12 protein-coding genes are annotated in these 16,588 nt (G+C 40.2%); 2 read left to right on the top strand and 10 right to left on the bottom strand.

Annotated features, from left to right (window positions below; translation table 11 throughout):
* Positions 1-14: 14 nt before the first annotated feature.
* The 9 genes from A9500_RS03115 to nrfA form a co-directional block, all read right to left on the bottom strand.
* Positions 15-1,109 (bottom strand): 5-methyltetrahydropteroyltriglutamate--homocysteine S-methyltransferase, encoded by a 1,095-nt coding sequence (locus A9500_RS03115; RefSeq protein ID WP_065243857.1) that lies wholly within the window; start codon positions 1,107-1,109, stop codon positions 15-17.
* Positions 1,110-1,218: 109 nt separating this feature from the next.
* Positions 1,219-2,421 carry an NAD(P)/FAD-dependent oxidoreductase gene (locus tag A9500_RS03120; protein ID WP_065243858.1) on the bottom strand — a complete coding sequence of 401 codons (1,203 nt, stop codon included), beginning with the start codon at positions 2,419-2,421 and terminating at the stop codon, positions 1,219-1,221.
* A gap of 3 nt (positions 2,422-2,424) precedes the next feature.
* On the bottom strand, positions 2,425-3,480 hold the full coding sequence (nrfF, locus tag A9500_RS03125; RefSeq protein ID WP_065243859.1) for a heme lyase NrfEFG subunit NrfF: 1,056 nt from the start codon (positions 3,478-3,480) through the stop codon (positions 2,425-2,427).
* A 1-nt stretch (position 3,481) separates the two neighbouring features.
* Positions 3,482-4,012, bottom strand: coding sequence for a DsbE family thiol:disulfide interchange protein (locus tag A9500_RS03130; RefSeq protein WP_065243860.1), 531 nt, complete (start codon positions 4,010-4,012; stop codon positions 3,482-3,484).
* Positions 4,005-5,909 carry a heme lyase NrfEFG subunit NrfE gene (gene nrfE, locus A9500_RS03135; RefSeq protein WP_065243861.1) on the bottom strand — a complete coding sequence of 635 codons (1,905 nt, stop codon included), beginning with the start codon at positions 5,907-5,909 and terminating at the stop codon, positions 4,005-4,007. The genes A9500_RS03130 and nrfE overlap by 8 nt, the downstream gene beginning before the upstream one ends.
* Before the next feature lie 147 nt (positions 5,910-6,056).
* A complete protein-coding gene (gene nrfD / locus A9500_RS03140; protein ID WP_065243862.1) occupies positions 6,057-7,022 on the bottom strand; it encodes a cytochrome c nitrite reductase subunit NrfD in 966 nt (321 codons plus the stop codon).
* On the bottom strand, positions 7,019-7,696 hold the full coding sequence (gene nrfC, locus A9500_RS03145) for a cytochrome c nitrite reductase Fe-S protein (protein ID WP_065243863.1): 678 nt from the start codon (positions 7,694-7,696) through the stop codon (positions 7,019-7,021). Before nrfC ends, nrfD begins: the two co-directional genes overlap by 4 nt.
* Positions 7,696-8,361, bottom strand: a complete 666-nt coding sequence (gene nrfB / locus A9500_RS03150) for a cytochrome c nitrite reductase pentaheme subunit (RefSeq protein WP_014064034.1) — start codon at positions 8,359-8,361, stop codon at positions 7,696-7,698. The genes nrfC and nrfB overlap by 1 nt, the downstream gene beginning before the upstream one ends.
* Positions 8,362-8,433: 72 nt before the next feature.
* Entirely contained in the window at positions 8,434-9,957 is a 1,524-nt protein-coding gene (gene nrfA, locus A9500_RS03155) for an ammonia-forming nitrite reductase cytochrome c552 subunit (protein ID WP_179854547.1), read from the bottom strand.
* Between the two features lie 463 nt (positions 9,958-10,420).
* On the opposite strand from nrfA, the gene A9500_RS03160 reads away from it, so the two are divergent.
* Complete coding sequence (locus A9500_RS03160; protein WP_065243865.1) at positions 10,421-14,902, top strand: YadA-like family protein; 4,482 nt, start codon at positions 10,421-10,423, stop codon at positions 14,900-14,902.
* Positions 14,903-15,015: 113 nt separating this feature from the next.
* Entirely contained in the window at positions 15,016-15,735 is a 720-nt protein-coding gene (locus A9500_RS03165; RefSeq protein ID WP_065243866.1) for a DUF554 domain-containing protein, read from the top strand.
* Between the two features lie 20 nt (positions 15,736-15,755).
* Here the strand turns inward: A9500_RS03165 and mutM are convergent, their stop codons facing one another.
* The gene (gene mutM, locus A9500_RS03170) at positions 15,756-16,571 is read right to left on the bottom strand and encodes a DNA-formamidopyrimidine glycosylase (protein WP_065243867.1); all 816 of its coding nucleotides are present in this window, start codon (positions 16,569-16,571) and stop codon (positions 15,756-15,758) included.
* Positions 16,572-16,588 lie beyond the last annotated feature (17 nt).

Genomic DNA, 16,588 nt, shown 5'->3' on the forward strand with positions numbered 1-16,588 from the left:
AATGTATGAAAGAATTAATCTTCACCCCATACTTCTTTAGCAATTTCTTCAACGTAACGAACTTTAGCCCATTGCTGTGCTTCCGTCATGATATTCCCTTCTTCTGTTGAGGCAAAACCACATTGTGGGCTTAAGCAAAGCTGTTCAAGTGGAACATATTGCGTCGCTTCTTCAATGCGTGCTTTAATAGCCGCTTTATCTTCTAATTCAGGGAATTTTGAACTGATTAAACCCAATACAACACGGCCTTTGTGTGGATTATTGGCAAAGTGTTTTAATGGTTCGAACCCACCAGAACGCTCATCATCATATTCCAGAAAGTAGCCATCGTATTGGGTTTGGCCAAATAAAGCATCCGCAATAGGATCGTATGCACCAGTTAATAAATAAGTTGAACGGAAGTTGCCACGGCAAACGTGCGTTGTGATAACCATATCTGCTGGTTTAGCGGCTAATACAACTTGAATATTTTCAAGCGCTTGTGCTTTATCTGCTTCAAATTCTGGTTTTAGGTGATTGTTACAGAGTGAACCCCAATACACATCATCAAATTGTAAATAACGGCAACCCGCATCATAGAAGGCTTTGATCGCATCTTTATAAGCCTGTTGAACATCTTTGGCAAATTCTGCACGTGTAGCATAAACGCCCGTATCCCATTGGATTGGATACATTAATTGATTTGGGCTTGGAATGGTATATTTTACGACGCCACGATCCCCAACAATGTCTTTTAATTTTTTAAAATGTTCGATAAATGGATGGTTGGGATTCCAAGAGATTTTACCGCAGCAACGTGTATTGTAAGGTTTGGTTTCCACACCATTAAATTTATAACCGTGTTCAGGGTGATAACCTTCGATACCATTTAAGTTTTCTAAGAAATCGATGTGCCAAAACGCACGGCGATATTCCCCATCCGTGATGACTTGGATACCTGCATCTAATTGTGCTTGTACTAATTTAGCAATTTCTTGATCTTCAACTTCCGTTAATTGTTCACGAGAAAGTTCGCCTGCTGCAAATTTTGCACGGGCTTCTTTTAAAGGTTGAGAACGTAAGTATGAGCCCACAGTATCAGCGTGGAAAGGAAGTGTTTTTGATGTCATGTTTATATCCTTCTTTTAATTTTAGCATGATAATTTTAACGTAAGGATATTTCATGATCAAAGTAATGATTTTTTCATTCATGATGAAAATAATTAATACAGAGAAATATTAGCTTTCAGCAATCCCCATTGCACAAACAGCAGCCGAACTCCATGCCCATTGGAAGTTGTAGCCACCTAACCAGCCGACAACATCCAGTACCTCACCGATAAAATAGAGACCTTTAATCTTTGTCGCCTCCATGGTTTTAGATGAGATCTCATGAGTATCGACACCACCCATCGTCACTTCAGCCGTTCGGTAGCCCTCAGTGCCATTAGGAATAAATTGCCAGTTGTGGATTAAATTCTCTAAATTTTCTAACCGCACTTTACTTAAGTTCGCAATCACTTCATCTTGAATCAGACCTTGTTCTAACCAAAGCTCGACTAATTTTTTCGGTAATAAGCGACTTAATACGGTTTTTAACTGCAATTTTGGCGAAGATTGACGCATCTCATCTAGGTGATGTCGAATATTGTTATAAGGCAATAAATCTAAATGAATGCTTTCACTAGGTTGCCAATAATTGGAGATTTGTAAAATAGCAGGGCCTGATAAGCCACGATGGGTGAACAGCATTTGATGAGTAAAGGTTTTGTTTTGATTCGTCGCCGCGACATCTAATGAAACACCAGAGAGTACAGAGTAGAATTTGTCACTTTCTCGCCACGTGAATGGCACAAGGCTTGCACGCGGAGGAATCACATTTAACCCAAATTGTTCTGCAATTTGATAGCCAAAAGGCGAAGCGCCTAAGCCAGGCATAGAGAGGCCGCCCGTGGCAATAATCAAATTCTGACATTGCCATTCAACTGCATTTACCTTTAATTTGAATCGTACGCTAGGGCCGTTTTCAACGGCTTCAACATCATTCACTTCGCTTCGTAGTTGAATGTTGACACCATATTTGTCACATTCGGCTCTGAGCATCTTCACTATATCTTCTGCGCCATTATCGCAAAATAACTGACCTAATTCTTTTTCGTGGTAAGGAATGCCGTATTCGGCGACTAAAGCAATGAAGTCCCATTGTGTATAACGTTTTAAGGCGGATTTGACGAAGTGTTTGTTTTGGCTGATATAACGGCTAGATGTGATTTCCATATTGGTGAAATTACAGAATCCACCGCCAGACATTAAAATTTTTCGACCAATTTTCTTACCGTTATCAAAAATGGTGGCTTGTTTGCCCAGTTTGCCTAACTGGGCGGCACAAAATAAGCCAGAAGCACCGGCTCCAATAATGATATTTTCTGAATAATGAGACATAGCTTATTGTGAGGTTTGTCCTTTTTCAAAATAGTCTATCATTTTGATTCGTTGGATGACAGTACGGCGATCCACGGCAGCATTACCCGAATCTAATAATTGCTGCCAATAAGCTTTGGCTTTTTCAGCTTCATGATTTTTAAAGGCCTCAGTCGCTAATAACGTGAGGACTGAAATTTCATTTTTATCCTGTTTTAAGGCTTCGTCCATTACTTGCTGGATTTCAGGCGTGATAGTTTGGCCTGCTTGGTAATAAAGTGCGGTCGCTTTTAAGCCTAAAATAGCGGGTGTTGTGCCTGAAATTTTTTCTGCATTGTTATAGGCGATGAGTGCATGATCAAATTCATCATTTTGCATGTAGGCATCACCTAGCTGAGCCCAAAGCTCAGGGTTATTTACATCTTCTCGAATTTTATTTTGAATTTTGAGTACCATATCTTCTTTTTGATGCACCATTGATGTATCTGTTTTTTTATTGGCAAGCTCAAGCATCTCTTTTTCGCCTTGTTGAACACGTTCAAAACGATCAAGGGAGAAGTAATAACTTAAGGGAAGAATTAATAAAATAGCAAAGACCCAAATGGCGGATTTGGTTTTAAATTTGACCGCACTTTTTTCTTCTTTAGGGGCAGTATGAGGTTGATTTTCGAGTTGTTTTGGCTCGCCTTCTGATTTTTTAGTAGAAAATAAAATTAATGCAAAAGCCCCAATTAATAACAAAATAGGCAATAGCCAGAGTAGTGCTGTATTCCATTGGAAAGGTGGCTTATAGTTTACGAAATTACCGAAACGAGCTGTCATCGTGTCGATAATTTGCTGATTTGTTTTTCCTTCATCCACCATTTTATAGACTTCAATGCGTAAGTCATAAGCAATCGGTGAATTGGACTCAACTAAGTTTTGATTCTGGCATTGCGGGCAGCGTAAGGATTTTGCCAGCTCAACAGCACGAGTGCGATCGGTTTGGTTTTTAAACGCATAGGTGTCGACCATTTCTGCGTGAGCAAAAAGGGCAAACGTCAGTAAAAGTGCGGTCAGAAATCGGGTTAATTTTTTCATTTTACTTTTTAGTTAATTCATCAAGTTTTGGTTTGATCTCAGTGAGCCATGCTTTGCGATCCATATAGCCAGAATGACGATAACGGATCATGCCGTGCTCATCGACGACATAGGTTTCTGGTGCGCCATCTACGCCTAATTGCATCGCAAATTCACCACGGCTATCGTCAATAGTGAGTATAAATGGATTGCCCATGCGTTCGAGCATTGCAATACCGTTTTGTGGTTTGTCACGATAGTCGAAGCCCACAATTGGCACTTCTTTTGAAATTTCCATCAAAAGAGGGTGTTCCTGTTGGCAATAGCCACACCAACTTCCCCACACATTAAGTAGAAAAGGCTTTTTCGGGAAATCTCTTGGGCTGACGATTTGACTCGGTTCAAGTAGATTTGCTTGATAGAATTCCGGTACTGGCTTATTAATGAGTGCAGAGGCAATTTGTTTTGGATCTTTATGTAAGCCAACAAAAAGCAGTAAGCAAATGCTTAATAACAAAATCAGCGGTAAAAACAAAATAAACTTTTTATTCATCACGTTTTCTCTTCAAATTGATGGCTGAACATAATGCGCCAAGTGCCATTAAAATGCCCCCGAGCCATAACCAGCGAATAAGCGGTTTGTAATGCAAGCGGAATGTGAACTCTCCTTTGCCTAAGTTATCACCCATAACAATGTATAAATCGCCCCAAAAGCCAGCATCTAACCCTACTTCACTCATGGTCATAGTTCGAACATCATAATAACGGCGTTCCGGTACAATTTCAGCGTACGGTTTGCCTTGTTTTGACACGCTAACGAAAGCGACTTCGGCGGTAAAGTTTGACCCAATTTCATTGGAAAAACGATCGTAATGGAATTCAAATTGACCTAATTGTTGGCTTTGTTGTGGTGCAAGCCTAACACCTAACTCACTGCCAAAGTAACTACTCATTACGGCACCCATTGTGGCAATCGCCACGCCACAGTGTGCGAGAATCATCCCGAAATAAGCAAGTCTTACTTTTGCCCAATTTTGCCATAAGGTGACGAATAAGACCCAAATAGCGAGGGTGAGTAATACATAAGCAAAGAAATGGAAACGTAACGCACTGTCATTTTGCAACGCGTTCCAAATCATGCCATAAGCAATTACTGCAGCGGGAATAAGTAATAACAGACGTTTGAAAAAGCGTTTTTTGTCTGATTTAAACCAGTTTAAGCAAAGTGTACCCGCCATGGCAAAAAGTACTAACGTGAGCAAGGGCAAGAAAATACTATTAAAGTAAGGGGCCCCCACAGAAATACTTCCCCAATTCATGGCTTGGAATAGCATTGGATAGAAAGTGCCTAAGAAGGTACTGACGGTTGCGACGGTCAATACGATGTTTAAACCTAAAATAGCCCCAGTTTTAGAAATGAGTGGAAATTTGACCGCACTTTCATTGGTATTTGTGCGTAGGGCAAATAAACTGAGTGAGCCGACAGTCAATAAGAAGAAAATAAGTAATAGTGCATAACCACGGGAGCTATCTAAAGCAAAAGCATGAACAGAGGTTAATGCACCTGAACGGACAATAAATGTGCCTAATATACTAAATGCAAAAGCGAGTAGGGAAAAGAGTGTTGTCCAGTAGCTAAACATGCCTTGTCTTTCAGTCACCATTAAGCTGTGTAAAAGTGCAAGTCCTAATAACCATGGCATAAGTGAGGCGTTTTCTACAGGGTCCCAGAACCACCAGCCACCCCAGCCTAATTCGTAATATGCCCACCAGGCACCGAGAACGATCCCTAACGTTAAGAATAACCAAGAAACGAGAACCCAAGCTCGCATCGCACGCGCGATTGCTTGTGCAGAACGATTAAAGATTAAGGCAGAAATTGACATGGCAAAGTTAACGGCAAAGCCCACATAACCCACATATAACAGTGGTGGATGGAAAATTAAGCCAATATCTTGCAGCATTGGATTGAGATCTCGCCCTTCTACAGGGGCAGGAAAAGCACGTCCAAATGGATTGGAGTAGAATAAAATGAAAATAGCAAAACCAAGACAAATTAAGCCGAGTAAAGAAAGGGTTTGTGCAGAAAAAGTGCGGTCATTTTTACGAGAGAAAAAGGCAAAAGCCACTAACCAAAGACTTAATGTGAAAAGCCAAAATAAAATGGAACCTTCATGTCCGCCCCAGGTGGCGGCGACTTTAAAAAATGTCGGGAGTTGAGAATTGGAGTGCGCTGCCACGTATTCCAAAGTGAAGTCATCCGTTGCAAAAGAGTAGGCAAGAATACCGATTGAGACGCTCGTAAAAATACCGAAGCAATAACTTAATCCCCAAGCAGTGTTGGTGAGAGAGGGTTTATTTTGCCAAATACCTATTTGCGGCACGATGGAAAGTAAGATCGCCGCGGTGGTAGCAAAGAGTAATGAGAGAAATCCGAGTTCGGGAAGCATAGTATTCTTCAGTATTAATGGTTGTATTTGACAAAATAAGGTTAATTTTAAGTATGAAAAACATACGTAAAATTAACCGCACTTTAGTCTTTTAAATAAACAAAAGGCGTATTGTATACGCCTTTTGATTAAATAAGAAGTTTATCCTTACGCAACGGTAAGTTGTCCGCCGTACAAGATGAAGTAACGTAAGCAGAGAACCCCGATTAAGTCGAAGATTGACACAAGGATAATAAAGTTCTTGTTGTATTTTAAGTTGTCTTTTACGGCAAGGTTGGCAAGTAGTGGAATTAAGATACCAATTAAGAATACCCCAATCCAGAAGACTGCACCCCAGAAGCCAGATAATGCATTCTGTAAGGCAACCACTTTTTGGCCACCACCAAAATAAAGACCCACGAAGAAACAAACTAATAAACCAAGCTCAGTTACCATGATTGGCACTTCAAATTTATGAATGAAGTGTGATTCATGGCTATCACCTTTTAATTTACCTGCAATGAGGATAAATAAGAAGGTTGCAGCAATACCTGAAGATGTGCCTGAAGCCAAGAATAACGCTGGTAGAACAGGGTTATTTAACATTGGGTAACTAATCAATGCTGAAAGTAAGAAACCGGTATAAGCCCCTAGTACAGCAGCTAAGATGAAGAGAATGACTTCTACAGGACCAGTTAAACGTTCTAATACATTGATAATTTTACCGACAAAGCCAAGTTTTGGCATAAAACGTTGGATGAACGCCATGATATCTTCTTTGAAGATAACCGCACACCAACATACCAAGAACAGCATATAAACTTGGAATAACATTACCCCCATAGACATTACAGAGTTGAATTGATAGTTAAACATCAATTTCCAGAATGTCCAAGGACGTGCCAAGTGGAAAATTAACAGGGTTAAACCAATTAATGTTGGCACAGAACCTAAAACGGCGGCTGCTCTGATAATCCAGTTTTTGCTAGGATTTTCTAATTTGTGACTACGTTTATAAGCAATCGCTAATTGTACCGCACCGGAAGAAATACCAAGTAAGAACAAATAGATAGCGATTGTTGAATCCCACACCAAATTAGGTGTGTGAAACGGAACAGGATAATCTAATGTCATCTTCTTGGCTCCCCGTGTTGGAATGGAATATGGTAGAGATTTGGTTGAGTACCTAATTCCACTTTCGTGCGATAAACCGGTTTTTCTTTCACTTTGCGGGACACTTCGCTGCTTGGGTCATTCATATCACCAAAGGTTAATGCTTTGGTTGGACAAGCTTCTACACAAGCAGGTTGTTTGCCAGCTGCTAAGTTTGTATCGCGACAGAAGTTACATTTATCCGCAGTAAGATGCTCTGGATGAATGAAACGTACGCGATAAGGACAAACTGCGATACAGTATTGGCAACCCACGCAAAGATCTTTAGTTACATCAACGATACCTGTTTCAGGATCAATAAATGATGCACCGGTTGGACAAACAGCCACACAAGGGGCGTTTGTACAATGTTGGCAAGATTGACGGAAAAACTCGTATTCTTGATTTGGGAATTCGCCATAAGGTTCGCTACGGAGAATTTCCAAACGTGAAACGCCTTTAGGAACGTGGTTAGTTTCACGACAAGCATCCATACAAGCGGTACAGCCGATACAAGCTGTTTCGTCGTGTACCATTGCATAGCGTTTCGGTTTATCCGCCTTTTCCTCTTTCGCTAAAGAGGTAACTGATGTCCCCGTCATAAGGATTAATGCCCCCATGCCGGAAACAAAGTTTCGGCGTGAACAAGCTGTCATTATTTATCCTTTTGTTCGGTTGATTGCGTTTGTGATTGTGCTTCTTTTGCCGCTTTGCGTTTTTGTTGTTCGCCGTGGCAATCTACACAAAGTTTCACACGATTTTTCGGTTGAATACCTTTCATCGCATCATCTTTCGGGTGTAATGTGTGGCAGCTTGCACAAGGCAATTTCATTGCGTGAACATCGTGCGCCCAAAGTTTTTCACGAAGTTTTGCTGGTTGGTGACAAGCAAAACAAACTTGGTTTTGTTCTTGTGCTGTGTACATTGGTTTTTTATCACCAAAGATATCGCCATCAAAACGCATCACATCTTTTGCACCACGACGGTGATCTTCCGAAATATTACCGTGACAGTTTACACAGTTAATCGGTTTACCTGTGTTAGGGCTTTTTTGATTTAAGTGTGCGCCGTGGAATTTACCAAAGTGTAATTCACCACCAGATTGATCTAAAGTTTGGTTTTTATCAACTTGGTCAAATTTGTGACATTTCGCACAATATTGGTTTGGATCACGTTGGTTATCCAATTGTGGCTCATAAGTGAGTTGAGAGGCAGGTGTTTTTGCCATCTCTTCCGCACTTGCAGCCATTGGCATTGCCGCAAGCATTGCAAGCAATGCAAGGGATTTTGCCGATTTGCTGATTAAAGAAGTTAAATTCATTCTGATTACCTCAAATATATGGTTAAAAATGACCGCACTTCGACACTTTAGTTACAAAGTGCGGTTCTTTTTTTATTGTTTTGTTGCGGTATCTTCAGCTAATTTGCCATTGGCTTTCGCTTCTTTTACCCATTGAGGTACAACAGTTTCTAAGAATTCTTTTTTCGCTTTACGTTCTTTCTCGATATCAATACCCATTACTTTCCATGCTTTATCAGCTGTAGAAATATCTGGTACTTCAACCGGAGTTTTCACGCCGTGTTTAGTTAAGATTGCTGCAAGTTTAGCACGTGCATCCGCTGCTTTGTCTAAACCAGAACCTAATACGCGGAGCATTACATCAGGAGCGTGCATGTGGCCACCGTGGCTTGCTGCAGAGTAGTCCCAACGCCATTGAGCGTGACGGATATCCATTAAAGCAGGTTCCATTTCTTCTTTAGTTGCACCAGCATCCCATGCAGCTTTTGCTTCAAAGTGAGCGCGAACAACTTGATCTTCTAAGCGACCCATTACATCTTTCACTTCTTTTTTACGTGAAGCGACGATGTCTTTAAGTTTTTCTTTGCTTTGATCGTGACAGTTTGCACATGTGGTATCAAATGCATCGAATGGGTTTTGGATTTGGTGGTCGGTGTAAACTTTACCGTCTTTACCTTGTACTTTAGGCATGTGACAGTCGATACAAGTTACGCCGTTTTTACCGTGCATACCTAAAGACCAAATTTCAAAGTCAGGGTGTTGAGCTTTTAACATTGGTGCTTTAGAAAGAGAGTGAGTCCAGTCACTGAAGCCGATATCATCGTAGTATTTTTCGATGTCATCAACAGTTTGACCGTTATCCCAAGGGAAGGTTACTTGTTTTAAATCACCTGCGAAGTAGTACTCAACGTGACAGTTAGCACAAACTTCAGCACGTTGTTCTGTACGTGCAGCAGTGTTAAAGCTTAAGTTAGGTTGTTCTTTACCTTCAGCTTTTGCTTTCGCTTGAAGTGCAGTGTTTAAGTGATCTAATGCACGAAGAACGTGTGGACGAGCAATACGTAATGCAGGTTTGCCTTCAGCAAAGTCTTTTGATGTAGTATCGTGACAGTCAGCACAACCGATTGAGTTAACCACTTCTGCGCCGCCTTTAGCCCATTTACCGCTAAAGTAGCCATCTTCACCCCATTCCGCGATTAAACGTGGAACGTCTGGACCTTTACAAGTCCAACATGCCATTGGTTGTGGGCCATCAGTCGCAGTTTTCGGTGCGCCAGTACGTAAAATATCACGTACGTCTTTTACCGCATAAACGTGACCACGAGGTGCGTTATATTCTTTCGCAAAAGCATAACCGCCCCATAACACGATTAAACGTGGATCTTGTTCATCTGCATAGATGATTTTGTCGCCTTTTTCAGTCGCTTTCCACGAATTGAATTGGCTAGGATATTTCTCAGCAAATTTTTCATTCACTGCTTCGATTTTTAAATTAGGGTTTGGTGCTTCCACAGGTTGTTCAACAGGCTTGTATACCATTTCAGCCATCGCTGAGTTATATACACCTAAAGCTGCGAAAGAAGTGGCCAAAACAAGGCTTTTTCTCAATGCGTTCACGATAATCACTCCATTAGGAAAGAATAAAAAACAATTTTAAATGCAAACAATTCCTATTAAGCTTTTGAATTCACTCATAAAAATAGTTCAGTGCAAGCATAAGATACCAAAAAGCAGTAGTTTTTCTAAGGTTATCTTCCAAAAGTTTGAGGTTGATCAAACTTTAAAATCAAAATACTCATAAAAGGGTATGCTAACTCTACGATAATTTGTGTGTAGGTTAAAAAGTGCGGTTCATTTTTACTTACAAGGAGATAGTTCTTTGGAATGCTACCCGTATTCATTAAACTCCTTTTTATGCAATCACTTGCTTGATTTTAAATGTAAATCTTTTGTAAAGATTAGTATAAAAAGAAAACATTAACTTGCCGTAAATAAGGAGGTAAAATATAACTTTAGCGGTTTTATATACCGCTCATTTATTTGTTTTGAGAGCGGTATTACTTGAGGAAAACAATGTATTATGAACAAAATATTTAAAATTATTTGGAATAAAACGACACAATTATTTGTTGTGACATCAGAATTAGCGAAAGGGGCAGTAAAAGCCTCTTCAAACTCAGAACTGCGTGTAACAAATGAGACACGTTTATCTTCTCTTTTTAAACTCTCTGCATTTACGCTTTCTTTAATGGCAGCCATGGCGCCTGTACAAGCAAAAGTTTTTTTAGGGGATGTTATTGAATCAAATGTTAATGCTTCAAGTATTGGTATCGGAGATGTGAATACGAATGCTAATAGTGTTAATTCAATTGCTATTGGTGTAAATGCGAGCACTACTCATGCAGATTCGATTGCTATGGGCTTAAACGCAACAGCAGCTGAAAATAAAATTGTTTCTATTGGACCCGATGCCACATCGACCGCGAGATATGGTCTGTCATTAGGCTATAAAGCATCATCAAATGGTACTGCTTCTATTGCCATTGGTAATTCAACGAATGCATCTCACGACAATGCAATTGCTATTGGTGATGCGGCAAGTACAAATTCGTGGGGGACGATTGCGATTGGTAATAAAGCAAATGCCTCATCAAGTGAAACTGTTGCGATCGGTCGTAATGCCTTAAGTGCTGGGGCAACTTCGGTGACGATGGGTGTTAATAGTAAGGCACTTGGATATTCGGATGTTGCTATTGGGGAATTGTCTACCGCTAATGGAGGTTATTCTGTTGCGATGGGGCATAAAGCCAATGCTGAAGGTGGTGTTTCAGTCGGTATTGGTTATCTAGCAAATGCAAATGCATCGTATGCTGTTGCTCTTGGATTGAGTGCTAATGCTACGGGAGTGCATGCCTCAGCATTGGGAGCCAATACCACAGCTTCAGGTGTGAGAGCGATTGCTTTAGGTGTAGGCTCTATTGCAGATGGCGTTAATGCAATCGCCATGGGAGTTTCATCAAATGCTTCAAACACTGATTCTATGGCATTGGGGACACTAGCTAAAGCATTGGGTGAAAAGTCAATGGCATTAGGTCAAGATTCAATGGCTAATGCAACCAACTCAGTTTCGATGGGTGTGCAATCAAAGGCATCTGGAGTTAATGCAATGGCTTTTGGCGCCAACTCAAACGCGTCGAATGAGACAACAATTGCTATCGGTGTTAATTCATTAGCAAGTGGTGTAAATACCGTGGCTTTAGGACAAGGGAGTAAAGCGACTGATTATTCTGCGATGGCGTTTGGCTTAGGTGCAAATTCATCAGGTCGATATTCAATTGCAATTGGCCAAGATACGAAGGCTGCGATAGAGCATTCTATTGCAATGGGGTATTCTGCTAATGCAGCAGAGGCTTTCACTATTTCTCAAGGGGCTTATTCTGAAGCGACTCAACGAGCGGCTATAGCATTAGGTTATACAGCCAAAGCAACAGATCGAGATGCGATGGCATTAGGTTCATTCGCTAATGCAAGTGCGAACAGTGCCGTTGCTCTGGGACCACATGCTAAAAGTACAGCATATAAATCTATTGCCCTAGGTGCTGATTCTGAAGCAGGGACAAATATGTTTGATGCTAACTCAACAAGTGCTGTATTTAAAAATGATGCAGGTTTAAATTCAGAAGTGAGATTTGCAGCAAGTTCATCTAGCATTGGTGGGGCAGTTTCTGTTGGTAAAGCAGGCAATGAGCGCCAAATCCATAATGTCGCTGCGGGTCGTATTTCTGCGACGTCAACGGATGCGGTAAATGGTTCTCAACTTCACGCAGTATTAAACAATAGCGGTTTTAATATACAAGAAAATGATACTCCACGTTCTCGTATAAATAATAATGGTGTAGTGAGCTTCAAAGATGGAAGTTTAACTACCGCGAATGTGACTAAAACTTCAAATGACACCATTGTGAAATTTGATGTGAAGACAACGAATATCACGACTGATGGACAAGGCAATGTAGCTGCAGCTGATAATTCAAATAATGTTGTAACTGCAGGTGATGTTGTTAAGACAATTAATGAAGTACGTAATTTACAAATGACATTTAATGGCAATAGCGGAAGTGCGGTCAAAAAATTAGGTGAATCTTTAAATATCAAAGGTTCAAATGGTTTAACGACAGTTGCAACTGGCAATGGAATTGAAGTTAAGATTGATGAAGAAACTCGTAAAAAAATTGATGATGCAAGCTCTGCAAAAGAAGTATCAGCTTCGGTTTCTGGTTCATCAACAGTTTCTGTAACAGCAAAAACTCCAGCTAAAAATAAGGATGGTGTAGAAGTAACAGAGTATGCTGTGGATCTTTCTCAAGCAACAAAAGATGATATTAAAAAAGGTGTTGATGCTCATGATACTGTCACCAAGAAAGGTTTAACTTTCACAGGCGATAACGGTACTAAAACTGGTGTGAGAAAACTTGATGACGAAGTTGCAATCAAGGGAGATAAAAATATCACTACCAAAGCAAGCGGAAGCCAAGTTGAGGTAACATTAAATAAAAATATTGCAGTAGATAGTGTAAAAGCAGGTGATACAATCATTAATGATAATGGTTTAACGATTTCTAATGGTCCAAGTGTCACTAAATCAGGTATTAATGCGGCTGGTAATAAAATCACAGGTGTTGCAGCGGGCAAGGCTGATACTGACGCGGTGAATGTTTCGCAGTTGAACAAAGTCGTCAATGCAGCTAAAACTTCTGTGGAAGCGGGTAAAAACACGACAGTTACGAAAACTACAGGCACTAATGGTGAAAGTACTTATACAGTTGATGCAGTAGATACATCTGCGAGTGTGACAAGCACTTCTGGTGCTTTAAAAGTAGCTGCAGGCAAGCCGACTTTAGATGGTAATACAACAATTACTAAGTATGATATTGATTTGTCAGATAAGACCAAAGCAGATATCGACAAAGGTGTGGATGCTCACAATACTGTCACCAATAAAGGTTTAACTTTTAAAGGCGATAACGGTACTAAAACTGATGCGAGAAAACTTGATAACGAAGTTGTAATTAAGGGAGATAAAAATATCGCTACCAAAGCAAGCGGAAGCCAAGTTGAGGTAACATTAAATAAAAATATTGCAGTAGATAGTGTAAAAGCAGGTGACACAACCATTAACAATAATGGTTTAATTGTTAACGGTGGTCCAAGTGTCACTAAAACTGGCATTAATGCTGCTGGTAATAAAATTAGCAATGTTGCAGCAGGTACCGATGACACAGATGCGGTGAATGTTTCACAATTGAAAGATGTGAAAGAACTTGTGGGTAAAGGCTGGAATGCAACAGCAACGAAGAAAGAAGGAACAACAGGCGAAGTGACTGGAACCGAAGTTGCGAATGTAGCACCTGGGGCGACAGTTAACTATATCGCAGGTGATAATATCAAACTTGAACAAAATGGTATTAACTTCACGATTTCAACCACGAAAGACTTGAAAGCAGGAAATGTGACAGCGGATAAATTTACTGCAGGCAATACTGTTATTGAGGACAATCGTGTCGCTATTAATAATGGTCCAAGCATGACATCAATGGGAATTGATGCAGGGAGCAAAGCAATTAGTAACGTTACGGCTGGTGTAAAAGATACCGATGCTGTTAATGTAGCACAATTAAAGTCAGCCAAAACAGAAGTTGAAGAGGGTAAAAATACGACTGTTACATCAAGAATTGGAGCTAACGGCCAAATTATTTATAGTGTTAGTGCCAAGGATACTTCAGCGAATGTAACTACATCAGAAGCATTAGTCGTTGAAAACAGAGGTGAGAAAGATATCAACGGTACATCTGTGACTAATTATTATCTTGATTTATCGCAAAAAACCAAAAATGACATCCAAAAAGGTGCAGATGCTAATACGGCAATTAGCTCAAAAGGCTTAACTTTTGTTGGTGATAGTAATAAATCTGATGTGAAAAAATTAGGCGATGAAGTTGAGATTACTGGTGATGATAATATCACTACAGTGGCTAACCCTAAAGGTGTTAACGTTAAGCTAAATAAAGATCTTAAAGTGAATACTGTAACAGCGAATAAATTCACTGCGGGTGATACTGTGATTGATGGCAATGGCGTAACCATTAAAAATGGTCCAAGCATGACTAAAAATGGTATTGATGCAGGTAATAAACAAATTACCAATGTTGCACCAGGGCGCATTGCAGCAGACAGTACTGATGCGGTAAACGGCAGCCAATTACACGAAGTAAAAGCTGACATGAATAACAAGATCAATAAGTTAAATGGTCAAGTGAACAAGTTAGGTAAGCGTGTAAATGCAGGTACAGCAAGCGCGTTAGCGGCGTCTCAATTACCACAAGCTTACATTCCAGGTAAGAGCATGGTATCTGTGGCAGCGGGTAATTACCAAGGTCAAAATGCAGTGGCATTAGGTATGTCACGTATTTCAGATAACGGTAAAATCATTATTCGTTTAGCAGGTACTAGCGATACACAAGGTAAAGTGGGTGTAGCAGTTGGTGCAGGTTACCACTGGTAATTTATTGTTAATAAATAAAAGGCATGGGAAACCATGCCTTTTTTATTGCCAAAAGTGCGGTCGATTTTCATCTTGTTTTTCGTATAATAGGGTAAGTCAACTTGGAGAAGAATATGATTATCGGACCTTATATCAACGCACTGGCGATTATTAGTGGCGCAGTTATCGGTGCGGCGCTCGGTGGACGCATTCCAGAGCGTTTACGCACTAATCTAACCTTAATCTTTGGCTTGTGTTCCATGGGCATGGGTATTGTGATGGTGGCGAAAACCACCAATATGCCAGCAATGATTTTATCGGTGTTATTAGGGACGATAATTGGCGAGTTGCTTTTATTGGAACAGGGGATCAATAAACTGGCATCATCAGCCAAAGGTATTGTTGAAAAGATGTTTCCTGATAAGCCAAGTAGCATGCATAGCCAAGAAGAGTTCTTATCTAAATTTGTTGCGATTGTAGTTTTATTTTCATTTAGTGGAACGGGGATTTTCGGGGCGATGAATGAGGGGATGAGTGGTAATTTTGATATCCTCATTGTGAAATCCTTTTTAGATTTTTTCACCGCGATGATCTTTGCCACATCGCTTGGCATTTCTGTGGCAAGTATTTTTGTGCCACAAACATTGGTTCAAGTGATTTTAGCTTATTCTGCGGTGTTTATTATTCCTTTTGTAACACCTGAAATGCGAGGTGATTTTGCTGCGGTAGGCGGTATGCTAATGATTGCGGCGGGCTTTCGCATTTGTAATATCCAAATGTTCCATGTGGCGAATATGTTGCCGGCTCTTTTTCTCGCCATGCCAATTTCTCATTTCTGGAGTACCTTTTTCTAAAAAATAGGCGTGTATAACGCCTATTTCTTTTTCTGACAATGAGGGCAATAAAAGCTATTGCGTTGCCCAATAATCATACTTTCAATCTTAGTGCCACATTTAGGACAAGGTTTATCTTTGTTTCCGTACACTAACAATTCCTGAGCAAAATAACCTGGACGGCCATCGGGTTGTAAGAAATCTTTTAATGTTGTACCACCTTGTGTAATGGCTTTCGCTAATACGTTTTTAATCGTTTCAACGAGTAAGGCACATTGGTTTCGTGTGAGATTTTCGGCTAATTTCATCGGATGCAAACCACATAAAAAGAGTGTTTCATTGGCATAAATATTTCCTACGCCCACGACGACAGCATTATCCATTAAAAAGGTTTTAAGTGCGGTCGATTTCTTGCGTGATTTTTTAAAAAGGTATTCCGCATTAAATTCATCAGAAAGTGGTTCTGGACCAAGTTTTAGAAAAAGATGAAAGTCACCTAAGCTTTCCGTCCATAACCATGCACCGAAGCGTCTCGGGTCATTATAACGCAGTAATTTGCCATTATTCATTACAATATCAAGGTGATCGTGTTTATCAATAGGACTATCGTGCGGCACAATTCGAACAGAGCCAGACATGCCTAAATGGCCAATGATATAACCTTTTTCAGTATGAATAATGAGGTATTTCGCACGGCGAGAAGTATCTAAAATTTTGACGTTTTTGAGCGTTGTTAATTCAGGAGAGACAACCCAGCGTAATTGTGGTTGACGCACTACAATTTTTTCAATGGTAAAACCTTTTAAATAGGGACTGACACCGCGTAGGGCTGTTTCGACTTCAGGAAGTTCAGGCATAGATAATCTCGGTAATG

This window comes from Haemophilus sp. CCUG 60358, from assembly GCF_001679485.1.
Classification (GTDB): domain Bacteria; phylum Pseudomonadota; class Gammaproteobacteria; order Enterobacterales; family Pasteurellaceae; genus Haemophilus_D.

Excerpts from the sequence above, each read along its gene's own strand:
- A9500_RS03115 (WP_065243857.1), bottom strand. The coding sequence starts at position 1,109 with ATGACATCAAAAACACTTCCTTTCCACGCTGATACTGTGGGCTCATAC.
- A9500_RS03120 (WP_065243858.1), bottom strand. The coding sequence starts at position 2,421 with ATGTCTCATTATTCAGAAAATATCATTATTGGAGCCGGTGCTTCTGGC.
- nrfF (WP_065243859.1), bottom strand. The coding sequence starts at position 3,480 with ATGAAAAAATTAACCCGATTTCTGACCGCACTTTTACTGACGTTTGCC.
- A9500_RS03130 (WP_065243860.1), bottom strand. The coding sequence starts at position 4,012 with ATGAATAAAAAGTTTATTTTGTTTTTACCGCTGATTTTGTTATTAAGC.
- nrfE (WP_065243861.1), bottom strand. The coding sequence starts at position 5,909 with ATGCTTCCCGAACTCGGATTTCTCTCATTACTCTTTGCTACCACCGCG.
- nrfD (WP_065243862.1), bottom strand. The coding sequence starts at position 7,022 with ATGACATTAGATTATCCTGTTCCGTTTCACACACCTAATTTGGTGTGG.
- nrfC (WP_065243863.1), bottom strand. The coding sequence starts at position 7,696 with ATGACAGCTTGTTCACGCCGAAACTTTGTTTCCGGCATGGGGGCATTA.
- nrfB (WP_014064034.1), bottom strand. The coding sequence starts at position 8,361 with ATGAATTTAACTTCTTTAATCAGCAAATCGGCAAAATCCCTTGCATTG.
- A9500_RS03160 (WP_065243865.1), top strand. The coding sequence starts at position 10,421 with ATGAACAAAATATTTAAAATTATTTGGAATAAAACGACACAATTATTT.
- A9500_RS03165 (WP_065243866.1), top strand. The coding sequence starts at position 15,016 with ATGATTATCGGACCTTATATCAACGCACTGGCGATTATTAGTGGCGCA.
- mutM (WP_065243867.1), bottom strand. The coding sequence starts at position 16,571 with ATGCCTGAACTTCCTGAAGTCGAAACAGCCCTACGCGGTGTCAGTCCC.